The 24,440-nt window shown below is 29.9% G+C and carries 20 protein-coding genes, 10 tRNA genes and 1 other annotated feature; all 30 genes read right to left on the bottom strand.

Features of this window, described 5'->3' with window-relative positions:
- Positions 1–13: 13 nt before the first annotated feature.
- The 30 genes from murD to spoVT all read right to left on the bottom strand — a co-directional run bounded on the left by murD (position 14) and on the right by spoVT (position 24,285).
- Positions 14–1,390, bottom strand: a complete 1,377-nt coding sequence (gene murD / locus CSBG_RS17600) for a UDP-N-acetylmuramoyl-L-alanine--D-glutamate ligase (RefSeq protein WP_008681677.1) — start codon at positions 1,388–1,390, stop codon at positions 14–16.
- Between the two features lie 582 nt (positions 1,391–1,972).
- Positions 1,973–3,364, bottom strand: coding sequence for a glycine--tRNA ligase (locus tag CSBG_RS17595; protein WP_008681675.1), 1,392 nt, complete (start codon positions 3,362–3,364; stop codon positions 1,973–1,975).
- A 43-nt stretch (positions 3,365–3,407) separates the two neighbouring features.
- Positions 3,408–3,574 (bottom strand) — a binding site (T-box leader).
- A 209-nt stretch (positions 3,575–3,783) separates the two neighbouring features.
- A tRNA-Asn gene (locus CSBG_RS17590) sits at positions 3,784–3,858 on the bottom strand.
- 31 nt (positions 3,859–3,889) lie between these two features.
- A tRNA-Asn gene (locus CSBG_RS17585) sits at positions 3,890–3,964 on the bottom strand.
- A gap of 29 nt (positions 3,965–3,993) precedes the next feature.
- A tRNA-Asn gene (locus tag CSBG_RS17580) sits at positions 3,994–4,068 on the bottom strand.
- A 183-nt stretch (positions 4,069–4,251) separates the two neighbouring features.
- Complete coding sequence (gene lysS, locus CSBG_RS17575) at positions 4,252–5,757, bottom strand: lysine--tRNA ligase (protein WP_008681674.1); 1,506 nt, start codon at positions 5,755–5,757, stop codon at positions 4,252–4,254.
- A 14-nt stretch (positions 5,758–5,771) separates the two neighbouring features.
- Positions 5,772–6,254 carry a transcription elongation factor GreA gene (gene greA, locus CSBG_RS17570; protein ID WP_008681672.1) on the bottom strand — a complete coding sequence of 161 codons (483 nt, stop codon included), beginning with the start codon at positions 6,252–6,254 and terminating at the stop codon, positions 5,772–5,774.
- Between the two features lie 214 nt (positions 6,255–6,468).
- Positions 6,469–7,455: a tRNA dihydrouridine synthase DusB gene (gene dusB, locus CSBG_RS17565; RefSeq protein ID WP_008681670.1), complete on the bottom strand. Its 987-nt coding sequence runs from the start codon at positions 7,453–7,455 to the stop codon at positions 6,469–6,471.
- 6 nt (positions 7,456–7,461) lie between these two features.
- Entirely contained in the window at positions 7,462–8,241 is a 780-nt protein-coding gene (locus CSBG_RS17560) for a type III pantothenate kinase (RefSeq protein WP_008681669.1), read from the bottom strand.
- A gap of 131 nt (positions 8,242–8,372) precedes the next feature.
- Positions 8,373–10,043, bottom strand: a complete 1,671-nt coding sequence (locus CSBG_RS17555; RefSeq protein ID WP_008681667.1) for a formate--tetrahydrofolate ligase — start codon at positions 10,041–10,043, stop codon at positions 8,373–8,375.
- A 321-nt stretch (positions 10,044–10,364) separates the two neighbouring features.
- Positions 10,365–12,167, bottom strand: coding sequence for an ATP-dependent zinc metalloprotease FtsH (ftsH, locus tag CSBG_RS17550; RefSeq protein WP_008681665.1), 1,803 nt, complete (start codon positions 12,165–12,167; stop codon positions 10,365–10,367).
- Positions 12,168–12,212: 45 nt separating this feature from the next.
- Entirely contained in the window at positions 12,213–12,752 is a 540-nt protein-coding gene (gene hpt, locus CSBG_RS17545; RefSeq protein ID WP_008681664.1) for a hypoxanthine phosphoribosyltransferase, read from the bottom strand.
- Positions 12,753–12,756: 4 nt separating this feature from the next.
- A complete protein-coding gene (gene tilS, locus CSBG_RS17540; RefSeq protein ID WP_008681662.1) occupies positions 12,757–14,151 on the bottom strand; it encodes a tRNA lysidine(34) synthetase TilS in 1,395 nt (464 codons plus the stop codon).
- A gap of 330 nt (positions 14,152–14,481) precedes the next feature.
- The gene (gene spoIIE, locus CSBG_RS17535) at positions 14,482–16,866 is read right to left on the bottom strand and encodes a stage II sporulation protein E (RefSeq protein ID WP_008681661.1); all 2,385 of its coding nucleotides are present in this window, start codon (positions 16,864–16,866) and stop codon (positions 14,482–14,484) included.
- 494 nt (positions 16,867–17,360) lie between these two features.
- A tRNA-Leu gene (locus CSBG_RS17530) sits at positions 17,361–17,447 on the bottom strand.
- A gap of 5 nt (positions 17,448–17,452) precedes the next feature.
- Positions 17,453–17,529: transfer RNA gene (locus CSBG_RS17525), tRNA-Met, on the bottom strand.
- Positions 17,530–17,535: 6 nt separating this feature from the next.
- A tRNA-Met gene (locus CSBG_RS17520) sits at positions 17,536–17,611 on the bottom strand.
- 22 nt (positions 17,612–17,633) lie between these two features.
- Positions 17,634–17,720 (bottom strand) — tRNA-Leu (locus tag CSBG_RS17515).
- A 5-nt stretch (positions 17,721–17,725) separates the two neighbouring features.
- Positions 17,726–17,802: transfer RNA gene (locus tag CSBG_RS17510), tRNA-Met, on the bottom strand.
- A 6-nt stretch (positions 17,803–17,808) separates the two neighbouring features.
- Positions 17,809–17,884 (bottom strand) — tRNA-Met (locus tag CSBG_RS17505).
- 22 nt (positions 17,885–17,906) lie between these two features.
- Positions 17,907–17,993: transfer RNA gene (locus tag CSBG_RS17500), tRNA-Leu, on the bottom strand.
- Positions 17,994–18,182: 189 nt separating this feature from the next.
- A complete protein-coding gene (locus CSBG_RS17495) occupies positions 18,183–18,593 on the bottom strand; it encodes a S1 domain-containing RNA-binding protein (protein ID WP_008681660.1) in 411 nt (136 codons plus the stop codon).
- An 82-nt stretch (positions 18,594–18,675) separates the two neighbouring features.
- Positions 18,676–18,960: a septum formation initiator family protein gene (locus CSBG_RS17490; protein WP_311315505.1), complete on the bottom strand. Its 285-nt coding sequence runs from the start codon at positions 18,958–18,960 to the stop codon at positions 18,676–18,678.
- A gap of 84 nt (positions 18,961–19,044) precedes the next feature.
- Complete coding sequence (gene yabQ / locus CSBG_RS17485; protein WP_008681656.1) at positions 19,045–19,434, bottom strand: spore cortex biosynthesis protein YabQ; 390 nt, start codon at positions 19,432–19,434, stop codon at positions 19,045–19,047.
- A gap of 8 nt (positions 19,435–19,442) precedes the next feature.
- A complete protein-coding gene (gene yabP / locus CSBG_RS17480) occupies positions 19,443–19,736 on the bottom strand; it encodes a sporulation protein YabP (RefSeq protein WP_008681654.1) in 294 nt (97 codons plus the stop codon).
- Positions 19,737–19,787: 51 nt separating this feature from the next.
- Entirely contained in the window at positions 19,788–20,048 is a 261-nt protein-coding gene (locus CSBG_RS17475) for an RNA-binding S4 domain-containing protein (RefSeq protein ID WP_008681652.1), read from the bottom strand.
- Positions 20,049–20,124: 76 nt separating this feature from the next.
- On the bottom strand, positions 20,125–20,400 hold the full coding sequence (locus CSBG_RS17470) for an HU family DNA-binding protein (protein ID WP_008681650.1): 276 nt from the start codon (positions 20,398–20,400) through the stop codon (positions 20,125–20,127).
- A gap of 203 nt (positions 20,401–20,603) precedes the next feature.
- On the bottom strand, positions 20,604–22,076 hold the full coding sequence (mazG, locus tag CSBG_RS17465) for a nucleoside triphosphate pyrophosphohydrolase (RefSeq protein WP_008681648.1): 1,473 nt from the start codon (positions 22,074–22,076) through the stop codon (positions 20,604–20,606).
- A 19-nt stretch (positions 22,077–22,095) separates the two neighbouring features.
- Positions 22,096–23,631, bottom strand: a complete 1,536-nt coding sequence (locus CSBG_RS17460; protein WP_008681647.1) for a polysaccharide biosynthesis protein — start codon at positions 23,629–23,631, stop codon at positions 22,096–22,098.
- A 105-nt stretch (positions 23,632–23,736) separates the two neighbouring features.
- Positions 23,737–24,285, bottom strand: coding sequence for a stage V sporulation protein T (gene spoVT, locus CSBG_RS17455; RefSeq protein WP_008681645.1), 549 nt, complete (start codon positions 24,283–24,285; stop codon positions 23,737–23,739).
- Between the last annotated feature and the right edge of the window lie 155 nt (positions 24,286–24,440).

The following is a 24,440-nucleotide window of genomic DNA, read 5'->3' as shown; positions in this document are numbered from 1 at the left end:
TTTTATTTTTTTATCATATCTTGTTTACTATTTCCTTAAATCTATTTCCTCTTTCAGCAAAATTAGGGAACATATCAAAAGATGCACAAGCTGGTGATAAAGTAACTACATCCCCCTCATCAGCTAAGTCTTTAGCTTTAAATACAGCCTCTTCTAATGTATCTACTAAACTTATAGAAACTTCAATTCCTTTTTCTTCTTTTAATTTTACAAAAGCATCTTTTATCAAATTTTTTGTAGCTCCTAATAGTATTAGCTCTTTTATATATGGATACCCTTCTTCTGCTAAAGGTTCAAATGGAATATGTTTATCATATCCTCCAGCTATTAAAATTACCTTTTTATCAAAAGCAAATAATCCAGCTAATGTTCTTGTTGGGCTTGAAGCTATTGAATCATTATAGTATTTAACACCATCAATTTCTCTAACTAATTCACATCTATGTTCAACACCACCAAATCTCTCAGCAACTTTCTTCATAACATCTATAGATACATCATCTTTTGTTGCTAAAAATGCAGCTAAATAATTTTCTATATTATGAATCCCTTTAATAGCTATATTTTCTTTTTCACAAACTATATTATTTTCTAGGTATAACATATTATCTTTTAAGTAAGCACCATTTTCAATTTCTCTTTTAGAACTAAATTCTTTAACTATCCCTTTAGCCTCAGGAACAAACCCATGAGTTATTTCATTTTCTCTATTTAATATTAAAACTCCATCTTTATCTTGATATAAGAATATATTTTTCTTAGCATCTATATATTCTTGCATATCAAGATGCATATCCAAATGATTTGGTGCAAGATTAGTTACTACAGCAATATCAACTGGAACATCCATAGTCATAAGCTGAAAACTAGATAATTCTAATACAACTTTATCCTCTTCTCTTATTTCTTCTATATTAGAAAACAATGGAGTTCCTATATTCCCCCCAACCCAAGTTTTATATCCTGCCTCTTCTAAAAGCTTTGATATAATTGTTGTTGTTGTTGTTTTCCCATCACTTCCTGTAATTCCGTAAACTTTCCCTTTACAATATCTAACAAACTCCTCCATTTCTGAAGTTATATATGCGCCCTCACTTTTTACTTTTACTAAAGCATCACAATCTATTCTCATTGACGGGGTCTTAAATACTACGTCAAATCCTGTTAATCTATCTAAGTAATCCTCTCCTAATTCTAATGTAACTGATAACTCATCAAACTCTTTTGCTATATCTCCTAGTTCTTCTCTATTTTTCTTATCAAATGCAGTTACAACTGCTCCAAGTTTAACTAAAAATCTTATAAGAGGTATATTACTAACTCCTATGCCAACAACAGCAACTTTTTGTCCTTTTATAAAATCTTTAAATTCATTAAATTGCTTCTTCATAATCTTCCTCCAAAACCATATATAAAATATTATATGAAACTCCTTTTACTAAGTTCAAATCAATAATATAAACTTACTAAATAAGTCATTTAAAATCCAATAAATATGTATTTACCACTCTCACATTTTTCTAATGAGTAAGTTTACTTTGCCAAATATAAAATTTGGAAGTTTTGTTGTAACTCCTTCTCATATGCATTCGAATGAGTAAGTTCGCCTTGCTAAATATAAAATTTGGAAGCTCACTTATCTTTAAGTCTGTCCCAATTCTTTCTAATTATAACACTTAAATTTATTAAATACAAAAAAGACGCAGTCTCAGAAATCTATTTAATATAAAATTTATTTAATTTCAAATAAGCTTTATTGCCTTAAAAAGTTAATCTCTTATTTTTATAAAAGGGCTCACGAAACGCGAGCCCTTTTTAAACTATTGATTTTACTTACTTAAAGGTATCTTTAAACTTAAATGGAAATTTAGGGTATATTATTTATATATGAACAAAAAGAGAAACTCTAATTCGAGCTTCCCTTTTTATCAGCTAATATCAAAGTTTATTTTAATATAGCCCCTTCTTAAAATTAGAATTCTAAGCTTTTTTCAATATAAGCTTCTAAATCTGAAATTTTTATTCTTTCTTGTTCCATAGTATCTCTATTTCTAATAGTAACTGCTTCATCTTCTAAAGTATCAAAATCTATTGTTATACAGAACGGAGTTCCTATTTCATCTTGTCTTCTATATCTCTTACCAATACTTCCAGCTTCATCATATTCTATATTGAATTTTTTGCTTAAGTCAGAATATACATCTAAGGCTTTTTCTGAAAGCTTCTTTGAAAGTGGTAAAATTGCTGCCTTATATGGAGCTAAAGCAGGATGTAAATGCATAACAGTTCTAACATCCCCACCTTCTAACTCTTCTTCATCATATGCATCTACTAAGAAAGCTAATGCAACTCTATCAGCTCCTAAAGATGGTTCTATAACATAAGGAACATATTTTTCATTAGTGCTTGGATCTAAGTAACTCATATCTTGACCTGAGTGTTCTTGGTGCTTTTTTAGGTCATAATCTGTTCTATCAGCTATTCCCCATAATTCACCCCATCCAAATGGGAATAAATATTCTATATCTGATGTTGCATTTGAATAGAAAGATAATTCTTCTTCACCATGATCTCTCATTCTTAAATTATCTTGTTGTACTCCCAGATTTAATAAGAAATTCCAACAATAATCCTTCCAATACTTAAACCATTCTAAATCTGTTCCTGGCTTACAGAAAAACTCTAACTCCATTTGCTCAAATTCTCTTGTTCTAAATGTAAAATTTCCTGGAGTTATTTCATTTCTGAATGATTTACCAACTTGAGCAATACCAAATGGAACTTTCTTTCTTGAAGTTCTTTGTACTGATTTAAAGTTTACAAATATACCTTGAGCTGTTTCCGGTCTTAAGTATATTGTACTAGCAGAATCTTCTGTTATTCCTTGGAATGTTTTAAACATTAAATTAAATTTTCTTATATCAGTATAATTTAATTTTCCACACTTAGGACATACTATATTATTCTTTTCTATATATTCCTTTAATTGCTCATTAGACCAACCATCTGCACTAGCAACTTCTGCTCCATTTTCAGTCATATGATCTTCCACTATCTTATCAGCTCTGAATCTTGCTTTACATTCCTTACAATCCATTAAAGGATCTGAAAATCCACCAACGTGTCCTGATGCAACCCACACTTCTGGATTCATTAATATAGCACAGTCTACTCCTACATTATATGGACTTTCTTGAACGAACTTCTTCCACCATGCCTTTTTAACGTTATTTTTAAATTCTACTCCTAATGGACCGTAATCCCAAGAGTTGGCTAACCCTCCATATATCTCTGATCCTGGGAATACAAAACCTCTACTCTTACAAAGAGCAACTATTTTTTCCATAGTTTTTTCTACTGCCATTTTAATACCTCCAATTTTTTATAAATAAAAAAGGCCCCAAACCTAAAGGGACGAAATTTCAATTCCGCGGTTCCACCCTTCTTGGCTTTAGCCCAACTTTCAGTGTTAATACTCAAAAGCGCCCTTCAACTTAAATTAATAACGATTTACACCAACCATCGTCTCTCTAAAAGAAATATTAAGTTTACTCCTCTTTATCATTGTATCTATTAAATTATATATTAATTTTACCAAAAGCCTTTTATATGTCAAGTGCAAAAGGCTTTCTATTAAAAATCTTTATTAAATTAATACTTATATTATTTTTAGCTATATTCTATTTATCATTATTTAAATTTAAATATTATATCTCTCTTATATACAAAAAGAGTTTTATAACAATAGACAAATTATCTATTCTTATAAAACTCTTATAAAAATGGCTCCGTGGAGAGGATTCGAACCTCCAACCTATCGGTTAACAGCCGAGTGCTCCACCATTGAGCTACCACGGAATATTCTTATAAATTAATTTTAAAATTAAAATGGCTCCGTGGAGAGGATTCGAACCTCCAACCTATCGGTTAACAGCCGAGTGCTCCACCATTGAGCTACCACGGAATATTCATAAATTAATTTTAAAATCAAAATGGCTCCGCGAAGAGGATTCGAACCTCCAACCTATCGGTTAACAGCCGAGTGCTCCACCGTTGAGCTATCGCGGAATATTTACTACATTAGTTATTATATCAAGTTTCATTAATATTGCAAGTGTTTTTTATGATTTTTTTAATTTTAATTTTTAAATATCTCAAAATGCATTAAAATTTAATAAAAATATTTATGTGAATTTTAATAAAATCTATCTACTACAAAATAAAAAGGCTGTCTATGACAGCCTTAAAATACTACTTTTGTGGTTTCATTGTTGGGAACATTATAACATCTCTTATAGATGCTGAATCTGTTAAGAACATTATAACTCTATCTATACCTATTCCTAATCCACCTGTTGGAGGCATACCTGTTTCTAAAGCACTCATAAACTCTTCATCTATCATGTATGCTTCATCATCCCCTAGTTCTCTTTCTTTTTCTTGTTGATTAAATCTTTCTCTTTGAACTATTGGGTCATTTAATTCTGAATATGCATTACATATTTCTCTTCCAAATACAAATCCTTCAAATCTTTCAGTAAATTTATCATTTCCTCTTTTCTTTTTAGTTAAAGGTGATATTTCTACTGGGTAATCACATATAAATGTTGGTTGTATCATATGTTGTTCTGCATATTCTTCAAATAGAACATTTAACACTTCGCCCTTTGTTACGTGCTTAATATTCTTCTTAAATTCTAAATTCTTTTCTTTAGCTATAGCCTGAGCTTCTTCATCTGATTTTATCTCATTAAAATCTATACCTGTATGTTCTTTTACAGCATCAACCATAGTTATTCTTCTCCATGGCGGTGCAAAGTCAATTTCTGTACCTTGATAATTAACCTTAGTTGTTCCATTTACTTTTTCGCATACTGATGCAATCATATTTTCTGCAATTTCCATCATATCGTTATAGTCTGAAAATGCTTCGTATAATTCTATCATTGTAAATTCAGGATTATGTCTTACAGACATACCTTCATTTCTAAAAGTTCTTCCCATGTCATAAACTTTTTCTAATCCAGCAACTATACATCTCTTTAAATATAATTCTGGAGCTATTCTTAAATACATATCTATATCTAAAGTATTATGATGAGTTATAAATGGTCTTGCTGACGCTCCTCCAGCTATAGGTGCAAGCATTGGAGTTTCAACTTCTATAAATCCTCTGTTATCTAAGAATTCTCTTACTCCTTTAAGTATAGTTGCTCTCTTCATGAAATTAGTCTTAACTTCTGGGTTTGAGATCATATCTACTTCTCTTTGTCTATATCTTAAATCTGGATCTTTTAATCCATGCCACTTTTCTGGTAATGGTTTTAATGATTTACATATTAATTCAAAATTCTTAACCTTAACTGAAACTTCTCCAGTTTTAGTTTTAAATACTTCTCCAGTTGCAACAACCCAATCACCTAAATCATATGTTTTATATGACTTTAAAGCTTCTTCTCCTACTTCATCTATTTTTATAAATAATTGAATTTTTCCGTCTCTATCTTGTACGTCTGAGAATACAACTTTTCCTTGACCTCTTTTAGACATGATTCTTCCAGCAACTGTAACTATAGTTCCTTCTAGGTTTTCAAAATCCTTCTTAACATCCTCTGACATATGTGTTCTTTCAACTTTATAAACGTCAAATGGATCCTTTCCTTGATTTTGTAACTCTACTAACTTTTCTCTTCTTAATGCTTCTTGCTCACTAAACTGAGATTCTAACTCTTGTATATTCATTTCCTCAGTTGACATTAAATATCCCTCCGTTACTCTCTTCTTATTCCTAATATTTCAAACTTGTTTATTCCACCTGGAACTAAAACTTCAACTATTTCTCCAACCTTTTTACCTAATAAAGCTGCTCCTACTGGTGATTCATTTGATATTTTAAATTCCATAGGATCTGCTTCTGCTGAACCTACTATTGAATATTCAACTTCCTCATCAAATTCATAATCTTTAACTTTAACCTTTGTTCCTACTGATACCTTATCTGTTGGAATTTCTGATCCATCAACAACAACAGCATTCTTTAGCATATTTTCTAATTGAATAATTCTACCTTCAGTAAATGCTTGTTCGTTTTTAGCTTCATCATATTCTGAGTTTTCGCTTAAATCCCCATATCCTAATGCAACTTTTATTTTTTCAGTTATTTCTTTTCTTTTAACAGATTTTAAAAACTCTAATTCATCTTCTAACTTTTTTACACCTTCGTATGTCATTACGAACTTTTTAGTTTCACTCATGATTTTCTCCCCTTCAAAATTACTACTTTTATTTAAATACCTAACACTAGGTCTGATATTCTTAAAATCATTTAAAACATTATAAATCAGCAAGTATTATATGTCAACTAAGTTATAATATAAAGACATCCCTTTATATTTATTTAACAGATATATAGTATTCTCGCTTTTAATATATTTATTCTTTTAAAAATTTATTATTCAGGTATATTATTTAAACTTTATCAGAACTTATTGTTAATTCATTTTTATAGTTATTTAACAATTCAATTACAGCACTACTATCCTCTAAAGTATTCATAACTCCCCTTATGTCAGCACTCTTAGGTAATCCCTTTATATACCAGGATGCATGCTTTCGCATTTCCCTCACAGCTTTTCTCTCACCATCGTACTTAAGTGCTAATTCATAATGCCTTAAACACATATTTATTCTATCTAAATATGTTATCTCTAAAGGTACTTTTCCTTTTAGTGCATATTCAATTTGCTTAAATATCCAAGGGTTCCCCATACTACCTCTTGCAATCATTATTCCATCACAATTAGTTTTATTTTTTAACTCTATTGCATCTTCTGAAGTAAATACATCTCCGTTTCCCAGTACTGGTATTGATACAGAATCCTTAACTTTTCCTATTATATCCCAATCTGCTTTACCTTCGTACATCTGCTCCTTTGTTCTTCCATGAACAGTAACTGCATCTACTCCAGCCTCTTCAAGTCTCTTGGCAAATTCAACAGCATTGATATTTCCTTCATCCCAGCCTTTTCTAAATTTAACTGTTACTGGTTTAGTAGATACCTTTTTAATTTCTCTCACTATATTAGCGGCTAGCTCTGGATGCTTTAACAAAGCTGATCCTTCTCCATTTTTAGTAATTTTATTTACAGGACAGCCCATATTTATATCTACTAAACAAATATCTTCTCTCTCATTAAAATATCTTTGTACTACTTCAGCCATTATCCTAGGATCATTCCCAAAAATTTGAGCTGCAACAGGAGTTTCTTCATCAGCTATTCTAAGCAATGACTTGGTATTTTCATTTCCATAGTAAAGAGCCTTAGCGCTTACCATCTCTGTATAAACCAACCCACACCCCATCTCCTTACATAGTCCTCTAAAAGAGATATCGGTTACCCCTGCCATAGGCGCTAGAAAAACATTATTTTCAAATTCTAGGTTTCCAATTTTCATATTATACTACTCCTTATTTTTTTCGTATATTATTCTTAACCCCTCTAATGTTAAACTAGAATCAACCTTATCTATAACGTTAGTTTTCTTAGCTATTAATTTTGCTAATCCTCCAGTCGCTATAACTAAAGGCTCATCTGAACCAAGATCTTTCATTTCTTTTTTTATTTTATTTACTATATATTCTACCTGCCCTATATATCCATAAATTATACCCGCTTGCATGCTAGATATAGTATTTTTACATATTATATTTTTGGGTACTTCTAATTCTACTCTCGGTAACTTTGCAGCTCTATCAAATAAAGCATCAGATGCTATTCTTATACCTGGTGTAATACACCCTCCAAGATAGTTTGCTTCTTTAGTTAATGAACAAAATGTTGTTGCTGTTCCAAAATCTATTATTATAAGATCCCTCTTATATTTGTCATGAGCAGCTACAGCATTTACAATTCTATCCGCTCCTACTTCCTTTGGATTATCATATTTAATATTTATTCCAGTTTTAACACCTGGACCTACAATTAAAGGATTAATTCCAAAGCTCTTTTTTATCATATTTTCTAATGAATGCATTATGTTAGGAACTACAGATGAAATTATTATTCCTTTTACCTCTCTAGGATTTAGATTACTTTGAATAAAAAGCTGCATAACTTGAATAGAATATTCATCTGATGTCTTTTTTGCATCAGTAGAAATTCTCCAGCTAGCAATATTTTCAGAATTATTATATACTCCCAAGACTATATTGGTATTACCTACGTCTACCACTAAAATCATACAAGCACCACCTTAATACAATTAAAAGCAGCTTTGAAAGCTGCCTTTATTAAATAAATATAATCACAATAATTTAACAATCTAATTTTAACAATTACAAATTATTTGTCAAGTGTTGTAAATTTTATATATTAAAATAACCCTACTATTTCTCCATTATCTAGTATATCCATTTTATTTGCAGCTGGAACTTTTGGAAGTCCTGGCATTGTCATTATATCACCATTTAATGCAACAATAAACCCTGCGCCATTAGAAACTCTAACCTCTCTAACAGTTATATCAAAATTTTCAGGTCTACCTTTTAATGATGGATTATCAGATAAAGAATATTGAGTCTTTGCCATACATATAGGCAATTTATCTAGCCCAAATTTCTCTAATTCCTCAATTTGTTTTTTTGCATTTTGAGTAAATACCGCTCTATTTGCTCCATAAATTTCTCTAGCTATTATATTTATCTTTTCTTCTATACTATTTTCTATATCATAAATAGGTTTAAAGTTAGATTTTTCTTTTTCTAATACATTACAAACAACTTCTCCTAATTCAATTCCACCTTCTCCACCTTTTGCCCATACATCCGATAAAGCAACCTCAACTCCTAATTTGTTACAATAATCTATAATAAACTCTACTTCTTCATTGCTATCACTTATAAATTTGTTAATAGCTACAACTACTGGTACATTATATTTTTTAATATTTTCAATTTGCTTTTCTAAATTAGTTATTCCCTTAGCTAAAGCTTCAACATCAGGAGTACTTAACATCTCCTTATTCACTCCACCATGATTCTTTAAAGCTCTAACAGTTGCAACTATGACAACACAATCCGGAGTTAGTTCACCATATCTACATTTAATATCCAAGAATTTTTCTGCTCCTAAATCAGCTCCAAACCCAGCTTCAGTAACAACTATATCACCTAATTTCAAGGCCATCTTGGTTGCTATTATGGAATTACATCCATGCGCTATATTTGCAAAAGGTCCTCCATGTATTATGGCTGGAGTATTCTCTAATGTTTGAACTAAATTAGGCTTTATAGCATCTTTCATAAGTAAAGCCATTGCTCCTTGTACATTCAATTGCTTTGCATAAACTGGATTCCCATCTAAATCATATGCTATTAATATATTACCCATTCTTTCTTTAAGATCTGATAAACTATTAGCTAAACATAATATAGCCATAATCTCTGATGCAACAGTTATCATGAATCCATCTTCTCTTAAAAAACCATTAAGCTTTCCACCTAATCCAACAACTATGTTCCTAAGTGCTCTATCATTCATATCCATTACTCTTTTGAACACTATTCTTCTTGAATCAATCCTTAAATCATTTCCTTGATGTATATGATTATCTATAGCTGCCGCTAATAAGTTATTAGCACTAGTAATAGCATGCATATCACCTGTAAAATGTAAATTTATATCTTCCATTGGTACTACTTGAGCATAGCCACCACCTGCTGCTCCCCCTTTTATTCCAAACACCGGTCCAAGTGAAGGTTCTCTTAATGCTATAACTGCATTTTTACCCATTTTACAAAGTGCTTGCCCTAGACCAACTGTAACTGTTGATTTTCCTTCCCCCGCAGGTGTAGGATTTATTGCAGTAACTAAAACTAACTTACCATTTTCTTTATTTTTATTTTTTTCTAATATATCTAAGGATAATTTACATTTATATTTTCCATATTGTTCTATATCATCTTCAGTTAAATTTAGCTTTTCTGATATCTTAGTTATATATTCCATTTTAGCTTCTTGAGCTATTTGAATATCGCTCTTCATCTCAATACACTCCTAACTTTCATAAAATTATTTCATATTCTTATTCTATACATAAATTATATCATTTAATTCATAACTTTTAAACATATATTCGAACATTATATTTTTAATAACCGTTATGATTCGTAAAATAGCTATAAATTGCTTGTTTTCGATTTGCACTTGCAATATATAATTCGTATTTATATTTTTATAAGATATCTATTAAATTTATAAAGTATCTTTTATATTATAAACATCTTTATATGTTAATAATTAATTTCAAACTTTATTATAAATTCCTAATAAAAAAACAGTAGCCATATGGCTACTGTTTTTTTATTAGCTAGCTTCAAAAATTCTTACAAATTCTGCGCCATCTATTTTTTCTTTTTCTAATAAAGTTGCTGCTACTGCATGTAATTTATTAATATTTTGACTTAATAAAGTTTCTGCTCTTTCATATGCTTCATCAATAAATCTCTTAACTTCCTTATCGATTTCTGCTCCAACTTCTTCACTGAAATTTCTGCCGTGTCCTAAGTTTCTTCCTAAGAACACTTCATTATTATCTCCGCCATATGAGATAGTTCCAAGCTTTTCACTCATTCCATATTCCATTACCATAGCTCTTGCTATAGCACTTGCTCTATCAATATCATTCTTAGCTCCAGTACTAATATCTGATAATATTAACTTTTCAGCAACTCTACCACCAAGTAATCCAACCATATCATCTCTTAATTTTTCTTTTGATGTATATGATCTATCTTCTTCAGGTAAATGCATTGTATATCCACCTGCCATACCTCTTGGTATTATACTAATTTCATGAACTGGATCTGAATGAACTAAAAGTTTCATTACAACCGCATGACCTGCTTCGTGATATGCAGTTAACTTTCTATCATGTTCATTAATAGCTCTACTCTTCTTTTCTGGTCCAGCTATTACTCTAGTTATAGCTTCCTCAAAATCTTGCATTCCTATTAATTTTTCATTTTTTCTAACTGCTAATAACGCAGCCTCATTTGCTAAGTTTTCTAAATCCGCCCCACTAAATCCTGGAGTTCTCTTAGCTAAAACTTTCAATTCTACCTCTTCTGATAAAGGCTTTTTCTTAGTATGAACTTTTAGTATCTCTTCTATTCCCTTTACATCAGGAGCTCCAACAACAATTTGTCTATCAAATCTACCTGGTCTAAGTAAAGCTGGATCTAAAATATCCGGTCTATTTGTTGCTGCAATCATTATTATTCCTTCATTAGCACCAAAACCATCCATTTCAACTAATAGTTGATTTAATGTTTGCTCTCTTTCGTCATGTCCTCCACCAAGGCCTGCACCTCTTTGTCTGCCTACTGCATCTATTTCATCTATAAACACAAGTGATGGTGCGCTCTTTTTAGCTTGCTCAAATAAATCCCTAACTCTTGATGCACCAACACCAACGAACATTTCAACGAAATCTGATCCTGATATACTATAGAAAGGCACTCCAGCCTCTCCAGCTATAGCTTTTGCTAATAAAGTTTTACCTGTTCCTGGAGGTCCTACTAATAAAACTCCCTTAGGTATTCTAGCTCCCATCTCAGTATATCTTGATGGTTGTTTTAAGAAATCAACTATTTCTTCTAATTCTTGCTTTTCTTCATCTGCTCCTGCTACATCATCAAATGTAACTCTCTTGGCATCTGGAGGCATTATCTTTGCTCTACTTTTTCCAAAATTCATAACACCTCTTCCACCCCCGCCACCTTGTGACTGTTGTGACATCATAAAGAAGAATACAAAGAATAGAACCATTATCATCACTGTAGGTATTATACTAATCCATACACTACTATTTGAAGGTTGTTTAAAATCTACTCTAATATCATCTTTAGGAGTTTGAGCCATTAACATCTGCACCATTTCACTAGGAGCATATGTATTGAATTGCTTACTATCTCTTGTCTTTCCTGAAATTAACATCTTATCTGGATGAACCATAATACTTTCTATCTCATCATTAACCCATTTTTGTTGAAAATCACTGTATGATATCTCATCTGCCATCTTACCGCTATTCCATAAGAACGTTGCAGATAAGAAAAGTATCAAAATAACAAATATCCATACTGTTGCACTTGAATATTTTTTCATTCAAGGCCCCCCTTTCTTCTAGTTTTATTATATTGCATTTTAAATTTAATTTTTATACACTTCTTCTTTTAATATACCTACATATGGTAGGTTCCTATATTTTTCAGCAAAATCTAATCCATATCCAACTAAAAACTCATCTGGAACTTCAAATCCACAATATTTAACTTGTATATCTACCTTTCTTCTAGATGGCTTAGTTAAAAAAGTTATTATTTCTATGCTATTAGCTTTTCTAGTTTTCAAGTACTTTAATAAGTAATCTAGTGTAACTCCACTATCTATTATATCTTCTACTATAATTATGTCTTTACCTTCAATGCTATGATCTAAATCTTTTAAAATTCTAACCACTCCAGATGTTTCTGTAGAACTTCCATAACTAGATACCGCCATAAAATCAATTTCGCAAGGTATTGTTATATTCTTTATAAGATCAGACGCAAACATAACTGACCCTTTTAAAATCCCTACAACAAGTAAATCTTTATTCCTATAATCTTCACTTATCTTAGTTGCTAATTCTTTAACCTTTCCTACTATTTGTTCTTCAGTAAGTAATATTTCCTTTATGTCCCTTATCATTTCCCTATTCCTTTCTAGTAAAAGTAATTTTTAGTACATTTTTAGTATCCTTAGTTATTTTAAACTTATCTGAAACCTTATGACCTACTATCCAAGCTATTTCATTATCAAAACATAAAATAGGAATTTCAGGTCTTTGTTCAACTGGAACTTTTAGATTAATAAATATGTCTTTTACTTTTTTACTTCCTTTCATTCCAAGAGGGACTATCTTATCCCCATTTCTTCTTTTTCTAATAATTATCTTTTCTTTTATCTTATCATAATCAAAATATTTTATTAATACATTATTTGAAAATTCTATATTATTTTTACCTTTTATAACCTTAAAACCAATATCATATCTGTCATATTCAAAAGAACCCTTATTCAATTGACTCTTATTTATCAACACCTCTTTTTCTACATATTCTTTATTATTATATTCTTTATTTTTTAAGTATATATCTCCATATATATTTTCGGCTACTATTCCATTTGGTAAATCAACTTTTTTATTTGTAGAATTTTTTGCAATCTCAATCACTTCATAAATATGCTTCATCTCGAAATTATTGTACTTTCCAGTAAACTCTACAAACGACTTTTTTATAATCCTTGTTATTATTGCCTTCTCTAATAAAAATGCTTCTTTCGATATAACTATATGACTATTTTTATTACTACAATACTTTTTATAACTATTATTACATTGTTTTTCAATAAAGTCATTATCTATTTGTAATAAATTTGTCATTCTATTCAAAGTTTCTATTATATCTTTATTAAAATTTTCTTTCATATAAGGTAGTATATCTAACCTAACTTTGTTCCTACTATATATATTTTCTAAATTAGTTTTATCTATTCTAGGATTCAAATTATTTTCTTTACAATAATTTTCTACATCTTCTCTTGAAAGACATAATATAGGCCTTATTATCCCGCCATCCCGCTTACTTCTAATTCCACACAACCCTTCAATTCCAGCCCCTCTCATCATATTCATAACAACAGTTTCAGCTTGGTCATTAGAATTATGAGCTACAGCTATTTTACTATAGTTTTGTGTGTTTTTTATAAAGTCAAAGAATTTATATCTTTCTTCTCTTCCTGCCATTTCATGAGAAATACCCTTTTCTTTAGCTATTTTATCTATATCAATCCTTATTGGATAAAACTCGATATTAAATTCTTTACATATTTCTTTTGCATATTCTTCATCATTTAAAGCATCTTGACCTCTCAGCATATGATTAACATGAGCTGCTCCTATATCTATATTTAGAGATTCTCTTAACTTATAAAGTATATGAAGTAAACAAACTGAATCAGGCCCTCCAGATAAAGCAACTAAAACTCTATCTCCTTCTTGTATAAGATTATTTTTAATTATAAAATCCTTTACTTTGTTTATCACATTTATGCTCCTCAGTATATTTATTTTATTATATAACTCCTAATAATCACTTCTCTAATATAATTCAATTAATATTCTTCCTATTAATTAGTGTTCTTCTTATAATAGTTTTCTAATATTAATAATCTTATGAACTTATTTAATTAAATATAAACCTTAAAGTTATATATCGCACTTTATATTTCACATTAATAATCAAAACATATATAATATAATAACCTTAACATTTATATATGTAAACAATTATGACTGTTAATTTTTTCAACATAAAAAATTGAAGAAGATGAGATACTACATTTATATCCCATCCTCTTTTATTTAATCTTCTTATTAATAAACAGAGTACATTTTGGAAACTAAAACTGTCATATCATCCCATACCTTTCCACCACTTAACACTATTGCCTTTTCAAGAATATCCCTAGACAACGCCGCTGGATTCGTATCTGCATATTGTAAATATTCCTGTAACCAAGAATAACTTCCAACATTATTTTTGTCTATATCTAATACACCGTCGCTAATTGAAATTATTATATCACCATGTTTTAGTTTTACTTTCTCTGAACTTAAATCTACACTATCCAATATTCCAAAAGGTAAACTGTTAGATTTAACAACTTTAACGCTTTGTCCTCTCTTTATAAAGCTAACAACTCCACCTATCTTTATAAATTCCGTTTCACCAGTATATAAATCAACTACACTTAAATCCATAGTAGTAAATTTTTCATCTTCGTTAAATTTCATAGCCATTATAGAGTTAACCGTATCTATGGCTGTTTTTTCACTAAATCCATTTTCTATAAACTTTTCAATTAAATCAACAGCTAGTCCACTTTCTGTTCCTGCTTCAGGGCCCGATCCCATTCCATCACTTACTATAGCTAAATAAGTACCATCATTATTTTTAGAAAAACTATAACTATCTCCCATTGAAGTTTCTCCATCCTTAGCTCTTGTCGCTGCATAAGACGTCATATGATATTTTGGAGTTTCTTCTATTATAATTGAGCAATCATTTGTATCAGGATCTATTCTGCATCCTTCACTTGATATTGATACCGGAACTCTTACTAACCCATTAATTATAGGTAATATGTTTTTTGCACAATAGCATCCGCCCTCACAGTTATTTAAAGTTACTTTTATTTTCATTCTACCTTTTCTATCTAAATAACAGAACACATCCTTATACTCTATTTTATTTTTACTTAAGGCCTTCTTTAAAACCTTGTCTATTTCTGAGCATATAGATATATCTTTTTCAAAATCCCTGATCATATCTCCCATAGTCTGAGATATATTATTTATATGATTTGCAATTAAATTTCTACCTTCCGTTAACCTTGTTTTTAAAGCTTCATTTACAGTATAATTATTTACAATTTCTTGAGCATTTTTCATTAGACTTCTTTTCTTTACACATTTCTTTTCTAAATCTTGCGGGAAATATATATCATTATCTTCACAGCTACTTATAAGTTCAGAAAAACCTTCAAAAGTAGAATGTAGATTACGATCCCAACACCTTTGCTTAAGTTCACAATTGTAACACACTCTATCCGCTAAACTTTCTACCATAGCAGTTCCTTTATTATTTAATGATAAAATATCATTTTCTCCCAAATTTAATATTGATGATGATAAACTTGATAATATCGATTTCATGGAGTTAAGCCTATCGACAAATTCATTTTTTACACCATTTAGATGTATATCATTAATAACCTCTGCCTTCTTTTCTTGATTAAATTCCTTAGTTATATATTCTATAATCCTTTTAGGAATACTAATTAAAATTGCTATAGCTACTATTACTTCTATTCCTCCATGAATAGAAAACTTATCTGAATACATTGATATTATGAAGTAAACAACAAAATATGCTATAGAAGAAAATACTCTTCCTGTATCTTTAAATATCCCAATTATAAGCCCACATAAACTATACAAACTTATGGATGTTATTATATCATTATTAGTTATTCCAATGACAAATCCCATCGAAACTCCTATAGCAGCTCCTAATCCAGCCCCTCCTACATATGCAAAAATAGCTATTATAGTTAAAGCTAACATACTTCTTAAATAAACTCCAAAAATATTTAAATTCCCTATTCCTGCAACTAATAAGCACAATAAAATTCCTATACTTATCAATTCTTCTGTTGAGAAAAAATAATTACTTTCTAATTCATCAACACAATTCAATGCATAATTAAGTATGTACCTAACCGGTATTATGCTTAATACCTTTAAAGCTGAAAATGTTAAATTAACACCTATAGGTTGATTATTTACTATTAAATTATAAATAAAGAACGTTGAGAATATTAACCCAAAAGTTATTATATCTCTTTGCTTTAACTCTATTTTATTGCATATTTCAATATATAGCATTACTACAATAGCCACTATGCAATAAGCTATCGATCCTTCTAGAGTTTTATATATAGAAAGATATCCACCTATAATCCCCAATAAGGATAAAAGCATATCTCTCCCTTTCTCTTTTCTTATTCCAATAAGATACGCAATCCCAAAAGGCGCTATCCCCATATCTATAGTTACCGATAATAAAACCCTACTTAACAAAAACCCCATCAAAAAAGCTGCAATGGCACTAACTCCTGTCCCATTTAATCTTAATTCTTTTTTATTTTTTTTATTTTCTAATCTTTTATATGTTGATATATCAACACCATATTGCATATACTCCCCTCCAACTTCCATAAAATGTAATTTAAATTATAGCATTGCTTTTAAGAAATATATGTCATATGATGTATCCTATTAACTACTTTCGTTGGACAATAAAATATAAATTTCCTTATATGTATATAGATAATTTTTTTAATATTATATTTATATAAACTTGCTTGAAATCCATGTATACTAATAGTTCACAGAATATTTTAATTATATAAGTATTCATTATAAATTCTTTTTAAAAATTTAATTTTTAATACAATTTTGTCACTATAACAAACTTTATGAAGAACATTTTTTTTGCAACATAGTAATTTTTTATTTTTATCTATCATATAATTTATGTTATTAATTTTAATAGTTAACCTTACCCCTATTATATAAATTAATGAAAATTTATATAACAAAAATACTACTAATCTTTTTAATCTACACCACTCTTTATTTAAACAAAAATTTATAAAACAAAAAAGTACTTAAGAAATCTTAAGTACTTTTGGTGCTGAAGACCGGAATCGAACCGGTACGGTATCGCTACCGCAGGATTTTAAGTCCTGTGCGTCTGCCTGTTCCGCCACTTCAGCGTGTATGGTAGCGGAAATAGGACTTGAACCTACGACACCTCGGGTATGAACCGAGTGCTCTAGCCAGCTGAGCTATTCCGCCATTTTATGGTTGCGGGGGCAGGACTTGAACCTACGACCTTCGGGTTATGAGCCCGACGAGCTGCCAACTGCTCCACCCCGCGATATTATAAGCTAAATTCAACTTGGTGCTGAAGACCGGAATCGAACCGGTACGGTATCGCTACCGCAGGATTTTAAGTCCTGTGCGTCTGCCTGTTCCGCCACTTCAGCGTGTATGGTAGCGGAAATAGGACTTGAACCTACGACACCTCGGGTATGAACCGAGTGCTCTAGCCAGCTGAGCTATTCCGCCATCTTATGGTTGCGGGGGCAGGACTTGAACCTACGACCTTCGGGTTATGAGCCCGACGAGCTGCCAACTGCTCCACCCCGCGATATTATAAGTTGAATTTAGCTTGGTGCTGAAGACCGGAATCGAACCGGTACGGTATCGCTACCGCAGGATTTTAAGTCCTGTGCGTCTGCCTGTTCCGCCACTTCAGCATGTTTTTACTGTCGCCCCTCAGCGACAAAATTAATTATATATTATGTTTTCTATAGTGTCAACATATTTTTTAATTTTTTTCTAGTAACATTATGTTATTAAAATTATAAAGGGCTGATATGCATCATGCAATCAGCCCTTTATATAGATTTATATATTAAATTTATATGATGTCTTTATTTATAAAACTAGAAGCTTCTTCTTCCGCTTTTAGCTTTAAAATCTTGATTCTTTTTTACATCCTGCATTCTTTCTTCGCTATCCTTTAAGAATCTTGACATTATATCTTCAAAGTTTCCTGAGTTTCCCCCAGACTTTTTATTTTCTGAAGACCAATCTATTTCTATAGGTTTTACTGATTTTTTTTGAACATTTGCTTGCTTAATTGATAAACTTATCTTGCCATTATCGTCAATTGATATTACTTTTACCTTAACCTTATCTTGTTCATTAAGATGTTGTCTAATATCCTTAACGAATGAATCTGCTACTTCTGAAATATGAACTAACCCTGTTTTACCTTCTATCTCTACGAAAGCTCCAAAACTAGTTATATTAACCACTGTACCCTCTAATATGTTTCCTGCCATTAAGGTCATGTTACAAAGATTCCTCCTTAAAAATTAAATAATATATGTTATTATAATAATAACCTTTTTTTGTAGTTTTAAAACATATTCTTTAGTTTTGCGTTTTAGGATTTACAACTTTTTCGCCCTCTTTTATCATTCCTAGCCTATCTCTTGCAAGCTTTTCAATATATTCATTAGAATCAACTTTTTTCAAATCTGCCTCTAACTTACTATTTTTATCTTTAAGCTCTTCTAGTTCCTTTTGGCTAATAACAATATCCTCCTGGATTCTTTTCATTGTAATTTCCTGTTTAATGTAATTAAATACGAAAATTGCAAAAATAAAAACTATAATTAATCTTTTAAGAGTTACTTGCTTTTTAATTGCTCTCACCCTCTTTAAAATATATTATATAATACATTTTAAACACTATACATATTTTATTCAAGCTATTTTTTTTATGTTACTACTTTGAATCTATTTTTTTCCGCAAATATTATAATATATAAGTTTTATAGGATAAATTAGATTTTTCAAAAATATTCTTATAAATTTACCAGTTTTATCTATCATATATCTCTCTAACTTTAAAATTGTAGGGCTTATTAATTTTAAATAAATAATCAAGGTTACTATCATGAATATATATACATATGGTCCTAAGAAGGCATAATTGGCGTATAGTAAAAAAGCAAATACTATAATAGCAGTTAATATCCAAAATAATATATCTTCTATTATGATTATTATCTTGGGTATTTTCACTCCTCTTATTATGTTATATAGGTCAAACATAATTCCTATCAATATTCCCGAAATAATGGAATACATAACTATGTCAAATTGGACATCTATTGATAACGGCATACTTACCCCTATTTAAATAACTTAGAAATTATATTTTCTTTTTCTTTTTTAACTTCTTTACTACTATATACTATGGAAGATATATTCCCTATAATTATGACATCACCATTTTGCACATCTAATTTATTCATCTTTAATTCTGATCCCTTGATAGTTAAAAACCCTAACTTTGTATTTAATAATATTTTTTCATCATCAAAACTTATAACCTCTTCTACCCCTGTAAGCGTTAATCTTTTTCTATTCTCTAAAGTTATATTACCCCTTGGCTCTTCTAACTTATTTTCATTTCTCTTTTCCATCTTATCTCCTCCACATATTCTTTATAAAAATATATGAAGAAGTTATTGTTTTTATTCTTTATCTTCCTCTCCTTCTAATATCTCATACATTTCTTTTGCATTTTCCTTTTTTACATGCTCAACTATATTAATTATTCTTGCTTTTAATGATCTATTTGCAAATTGAATTTCTATTATATCGCCTTCTTTTACAACTGTTGATGCTTTAGCAGCCTTATCATTAATGGAAACTCTTCCTCCTTCACAAACTTCTTTAGCAACTGTCCTTCTTTTTATTATTCTAGAAACTTTAAGATATTTATCTAATCTCATAATAACTCTCCTTATAACTCTTATTATTGTTTGTATTATTAAAAGAACCCGAGAAAATACTCGGGTTCTAAATATACTACTTATTAACTTTTTCCTTGAATTCTTTACCAGCTTTAAATACTGGAACTGTTGAAGCTGGAATGTTTATAGTTTCTTTAGTTCTAGGATTTCTTCCTTCTCTTGCAGCTCTTTCTCTTGTTTCGAAAGTTCCGAATCCTACTAATTGAACTTTTTCACCTTTTTCTAACGCTTCTTCAACGCTTTCTATAAATGATTTTAAAGCTAATTCAGCATCCTTCTTAGTTAATTTACTTTTTTCTGACATGCTAGTGATTAATTCTGCTTTATTCACAATTACATCCTCCTTAAATAACCCGTTATATATTTTAGTAGTTAACTATTTCTGTTAATATGTACTATAACTACATTCTCTTATTATATATCGTCTTTTGGTGCTAGTCTATAACATTATCAATTTTTTGTTATAAAAGCTATTTATTACAATAAGTTATTTATAGTATAGTATAAACCTTTATATATTATTCTTCAAAAACTTTATAAATCCTTCTTTTCTTCATTAAATTCTTTGTTTTTTGCTTGTTCCCATAACAAATCCATCTCCTTTAATGTCATTTCATTCAAATTTTTGTTGGATTTTAAAGCTTCTTCTTCTATAAAAGAAAATCTTCTTATAAATTTTTGTATAGTTGAATTTACCGCTTCTTCTTCATCAATATTTAATTTTCTGGCTACATTAACACATGCAAATATTAAGTCTCCTACTTCATCTTTTATTTTTTCCTTATTATTGGATTTATATACATCTAATACCTCTTTTAATTCTTCTTGTACTTTTAAAGCTGTATCTTCAATATCATCCCAGTCAAAACCTACTTTAGCTGCCTTTTTTTGAACCTTATGTGCTCTAATTAAAGATGGTAAAGCCTTAGCTATTGCATTCATTTCTTCTGCAACTGTATTAAAACTCTTTTCTTTCTTTTTAAGCTCTTCCCAATTTTCAAGAACTTCTCCACTATTATTAACTTCTCCTTCACCAAATACATGCGGATGTCTATAAATCATTTTGTTACATATAGATTCAAGTATATCATAAATATTAAAATATCCATCCTCTTTACCCAGTGAAGCATGGAAAACTACATGCAATAAGACGTCTCCTAATTCTTCTATCATTCCATCTATATCATCATTATTTATGCTATCTATAACTTCATAAGCTTCTTCTAAAAGTTGATTTTTAATACTCTCATGAGTTTGTTCCATATCCCATGGGCAACCATTTTCTCCTCTTAAAGTATCTATTATCTCAACTAAATCATTAAAATCTTTTTTATTATTCATATCTTTAGGTATATATATAGATGTCAGATAATCTATATCTTCTTGCATATCGAGCTCATATATAGGTATTTTTCTTATAGATTCTTCCGAAACGATTCCCGCTGCTCTAACATAATATATTTCGGTTTCATCGTTATAATATTCAAGCAATCTAAGCTTAACTTCTGAAGCTATTAAAGGATTATACACTTGAGTTATTATAGTCCCTATTCTTTTATCTAAAATTTGATTTTTCATATCAAATGCATCTATAACTTTTAATCCTTCTATTGGATCAATCTTCAATACATCCATCATAGCATCGATAAAACTTACAGCTGGAAGTATTTCATATCTTATTCCCTTTTCATCGCATAAACTCATAAGATTAAAAACTGATTTTTCTGCAACTAAAGGATGTCCTGGAACTGCATATATTATCTCTTTTTCATCTTTATACTTGTTTAGTATATCTTTTGCAATATTATTGTAAACCTCGTCAAAACTTTCAGACGTTTCATAATAATGGTCATATGTCTTGAATTCTTTAATTTTTCCTTTTAAATAATCAACAGTAGGATGCTTCTCTGTTCTAAAATAAATATTCTTTCCTTCTTCTAAAGCCTTAACAGCTCCTATAGTTAAAGCTTCCGGTGCTCCTGGTCCTAAACCTATTATCTTTATCATTAGGTTCTCTCCTCACTCATTAATTTTTTACAATTCTATTTTTTATTTCGTCTATGCTAAATACCTTTAGTATTAGTATTAATGCCATATATATAATAATACCCAAAAATATAGCTATTAAGCAAGCAGAACCATTACTACCTGTCTTATTAAATAAATATAAATATGCTGATAACACTCCAAACATCATGATAAAAGCTGCAATAATTGGTTTTATAGCTGTTTGATATATATCTAGCTTTAATTTTAATCTCTTCTTCAGTGAAATTAAGTTTAATATTGTTGATACTAAATAAGCCGATATACTAGCTATTACAGCACCATAAATATTTATATTTGCCATAGGCACTAGCACAAATGTTAAAATAATCTTTATGATGCATCCTATAAATAGGTTTATTATAGGTCTAATATAATGACCTATACCTTGCATAATTGATGTAGTTGTCTGAGTTATTATTATGAAAGGAACTGATAAAGATAAATATTTAAGTATTAATATACCGTCCCATTTCCCGGGAAATATAAGTTTCATTATTGGTCCTGCAAGAAAGAATAATCCTAAAGTACACGGCATAGCTATTAACATAGATAACTTTATCGACAATTGAACTTTTGACGCTAAATCTTTTCTTTTATTCATTATATAATTTTCTGCTATTATAGGAATAAGTGAAGTTCCTACTGCCATAGATAATGTCAATGGAATATTAGTTATTACATTTGCCTTGCCTGTTAATTGAGCATATAAAATAGTTGCACTCTCTGATGTTAATCCAGCTTGCAAAAGCTTTTGTGGAACTAATATCGAATCAATTAAGCTCATTATAGTACCTACCGTTGTTCCTACTGAAATTGGTAAAGCAATCTTTAATATAGAAGTTAATACTTCTGGATTACTCTTAACTCTTTTATTCCACATTTGTTTTTTTACTTTTTTATATTTTTCACGAAGATATGTTGCTCCTATTACACCTCCGGCAGCTGCACCAAAAGCAGCTCCTCCTGCTGCATATTCTATTCCTCTAGGTAAAAATAATATAGCAAGTCCAACTCCTATTATTACCCTTCCTATCTGCTCAAGTATTTGTGATACTCCTGATGGAGTCATATTTTGCAACCCTTGAAAAAATCCCCTATATATAGTCATTATAGATATTACAAATGGTGCAAAGGATATTCCAAGTAAAGCATAATATGATTTCATGTCCCACTGAACAAATTTTATAATAGGTTTAGCAAAAAAGAACAATATAAGGGTTGTACCAACACCTAAGAACATCATTAAAATTGTTGATTCTTTTACAACCTCAAATATTCCCTGTATATCGCCCTTTGCCTTTTTTTCTGATATCATTTTCGAAATAGCTACTGGTACTCCTGACGCCATAGCAACGAAAAACATATATAAAGGATATGACATTTGATAATATCCAACACCTTCGTCACCTATAAGCATTATTAGCGGCCATCTAAAGAATAACCCTAAAAACTTTGCTACCATTCCTGCTACTCCAAGTACTATACTTGCTTTAAGTAGTGATTGTTTCTTCATAAAATACCTCCAAACTCAAAATAGTTCTAGTAAATTTGTATTGTAAGTTTAGAGGTATTATTACTTTATTTTATTTATTACTTTATATTTAATAAAATATTTATTTTATTGTTCCATTTGTTTACCTAAGAAAGCTGAAGCTGTTTCAGATAACTTCAATTCAAGTTCTCCTAACTTTTCTCCTGATTCCTTTGATAATATAATAACTGCTCCAATTGCATCCCCTTCAGCTATTATTGGAGATATTACTTGACTAGCGTATTTTCCTGTTTCTTCATCATTATGTAATGGAATAGTCTTATTTTGTTCTGTTATAAGAACAGCTCTTCTATCCTCCATTACTTTTTCTAATTCTACACTAACTTTTCTCTCCATGTAGTCTCTTTTTGGAGCTCCACTTACTGATATAAATGCATCTTTATCTGCAATTAAAACAATATGTCCAATTGCTTGTTGCAAGCTTTCGGCATATTCTTTTGAGAAGTCTGTTAACTCTCCAATTGGTGAATACTTCTTTAAAATAACCCCGCCTTCTCTATCAGTGAAAATCTCTAATGGATCCCCTTCTCTAATTCTTAATGTTCTTCTTATCTCTTTTGGTATAACAACTCTACCTAAGTCATCAATACGTCTAACAATTCCTGTTGCCTTCATTCTTATGAGCTACCTCCTTTTATTAATAATAATTAGTTGCAATATTATTATTTGACTTCTTAGAAATTTTATACACATATAACCAAAATTTATAAAATAATAGAATACTTCTAACGTTTTAACTGTAAAACTAAATCTAAAAATAAGTATTGTAA

Source organism: Clostridium sp. 7_2_43FAA, assembly GCF_000158375.2.
Taxonomy (GTDB): Bacteria; Bacillota; Clostridia; order Clostridiales; family Clostridiaceae; genus Clostridium; species Clostridium tertium.
This window is presented reverse-complemented; position numbering and strand designations above follow the sequence as displayed.

Bases quoted from the DNA above. Each gene is read 5' to 3' on its own strand.
- murD (WP_008681677.1), bottom strand. From the start codon at position 1,390: ATGAAGAAGCAATTTAATGAATTTAAAGATTTTATAAAAGGACAAAAA.
- CSBG_RS17595 (WP_008681675.1), bottom strand. From the start codon at position 3,364: ATGGCAGTAGAAAAAACTATGGAAAAAATAGTTGCTCTTTGTAAGAGT.
- lysS (WP_008681674.1), bottom strand. From the start codon at position 5,757: ATGTCAACTGAGGAAATGAATATACAAGAGTTAGAATCTCAGTTTAGT.
- greA (WP_008681672.1), bottom strand. From the start codon at position 6,254: ATGAGTGAAACTAAAAAGTTCGTAATGACATACGAAGGTGTAAAAAAG.
- dusB (WP_008681670.1), bottom strand. From the start codon at position 7,455: ATGAAAATTGGAAACCTAGAATTTGAAAATAATGTTTTTCTAGCGCCT.
- CSBG_RS17560 (WP_008681669.1), bottom strand. From the start codon at position 8,241: ATGATTTTAGTGGTAGACGTAGGTAATACCAATATAGTCTTGGGAGTA.
- CSBG_RS17555 (WP_008681667.1), bottom strand. From the start codon at position 10,043: ATGAAGAGCGATATTCAAATAGCTCAAGAAGCTAAAATGGAATATATA.
- ftsH (WP_008681665.1), bottom strand. From the start codon at position 12,167: ATGAAAAAATATTCAAGTGCAACAGTATGGATATTTGTTATTTTGATA.
- hpt (WP_008681664.1), bottom strand. From the start codon at position 12,752: ATGATAAGGGACATAAAGGAAATATTACTTACTGAAGAACAAATAGTA.
- spoIIE (WP_008681661.1), bottom strand. From the start codon at position 16,866: ATGCAATATGGTGTTGATATATCAACATATAAAAGATTAGAAAATAAA.
- CSBG_RS17495 (WP_008681660.1), bottom strand. From the start codon at position 18,593: ATGACCTTAATGGCAGGAAACATATTAGAGGGTACAGTGGTTAATATA.
- yabQ (WP_008681656.1), bottom strand. From the start codon at position 19,434: ATGCCGTTATCAATAGATGTCCAATTTGACATAGTTATGTATTCCATT.
- yabP (WP_008681654.1), bottom strand. From the start codon at position 19,736: ATGGAAAAGAGAAATGAAAATAAGTTAGAAGAGCCAAGGGGTAATATA.
- CSBG_RS17475 (WP_008681652.1), bottom strand. From the start codon at position 20,048: ATGAGATTAGATAAATATCTTAAAGTTTCTAGAATAATAAAAAGAAGG.
- mazG (WP_008681648.1), bottom strand. From the start codon at position 22,076: ATGATAAAGATAATAGGTTTAGGACCAGGAGCACCGGAAGCTTTAACT.
- CSBG_RS17460 (WP_008681647.1), bottom strand. From the start codon at position 23,631: ATGAAGAAACAATCACTACTTAAAGCAAGTATAGTACTTGGAGTAGCA.
- spoVT (WP_008681645.1), bottom strand. From the start codon at position 24,285: ATGAAGGCAACAGGAATTGTTAGACGTATTGATGACTTAGGTAGAGTT.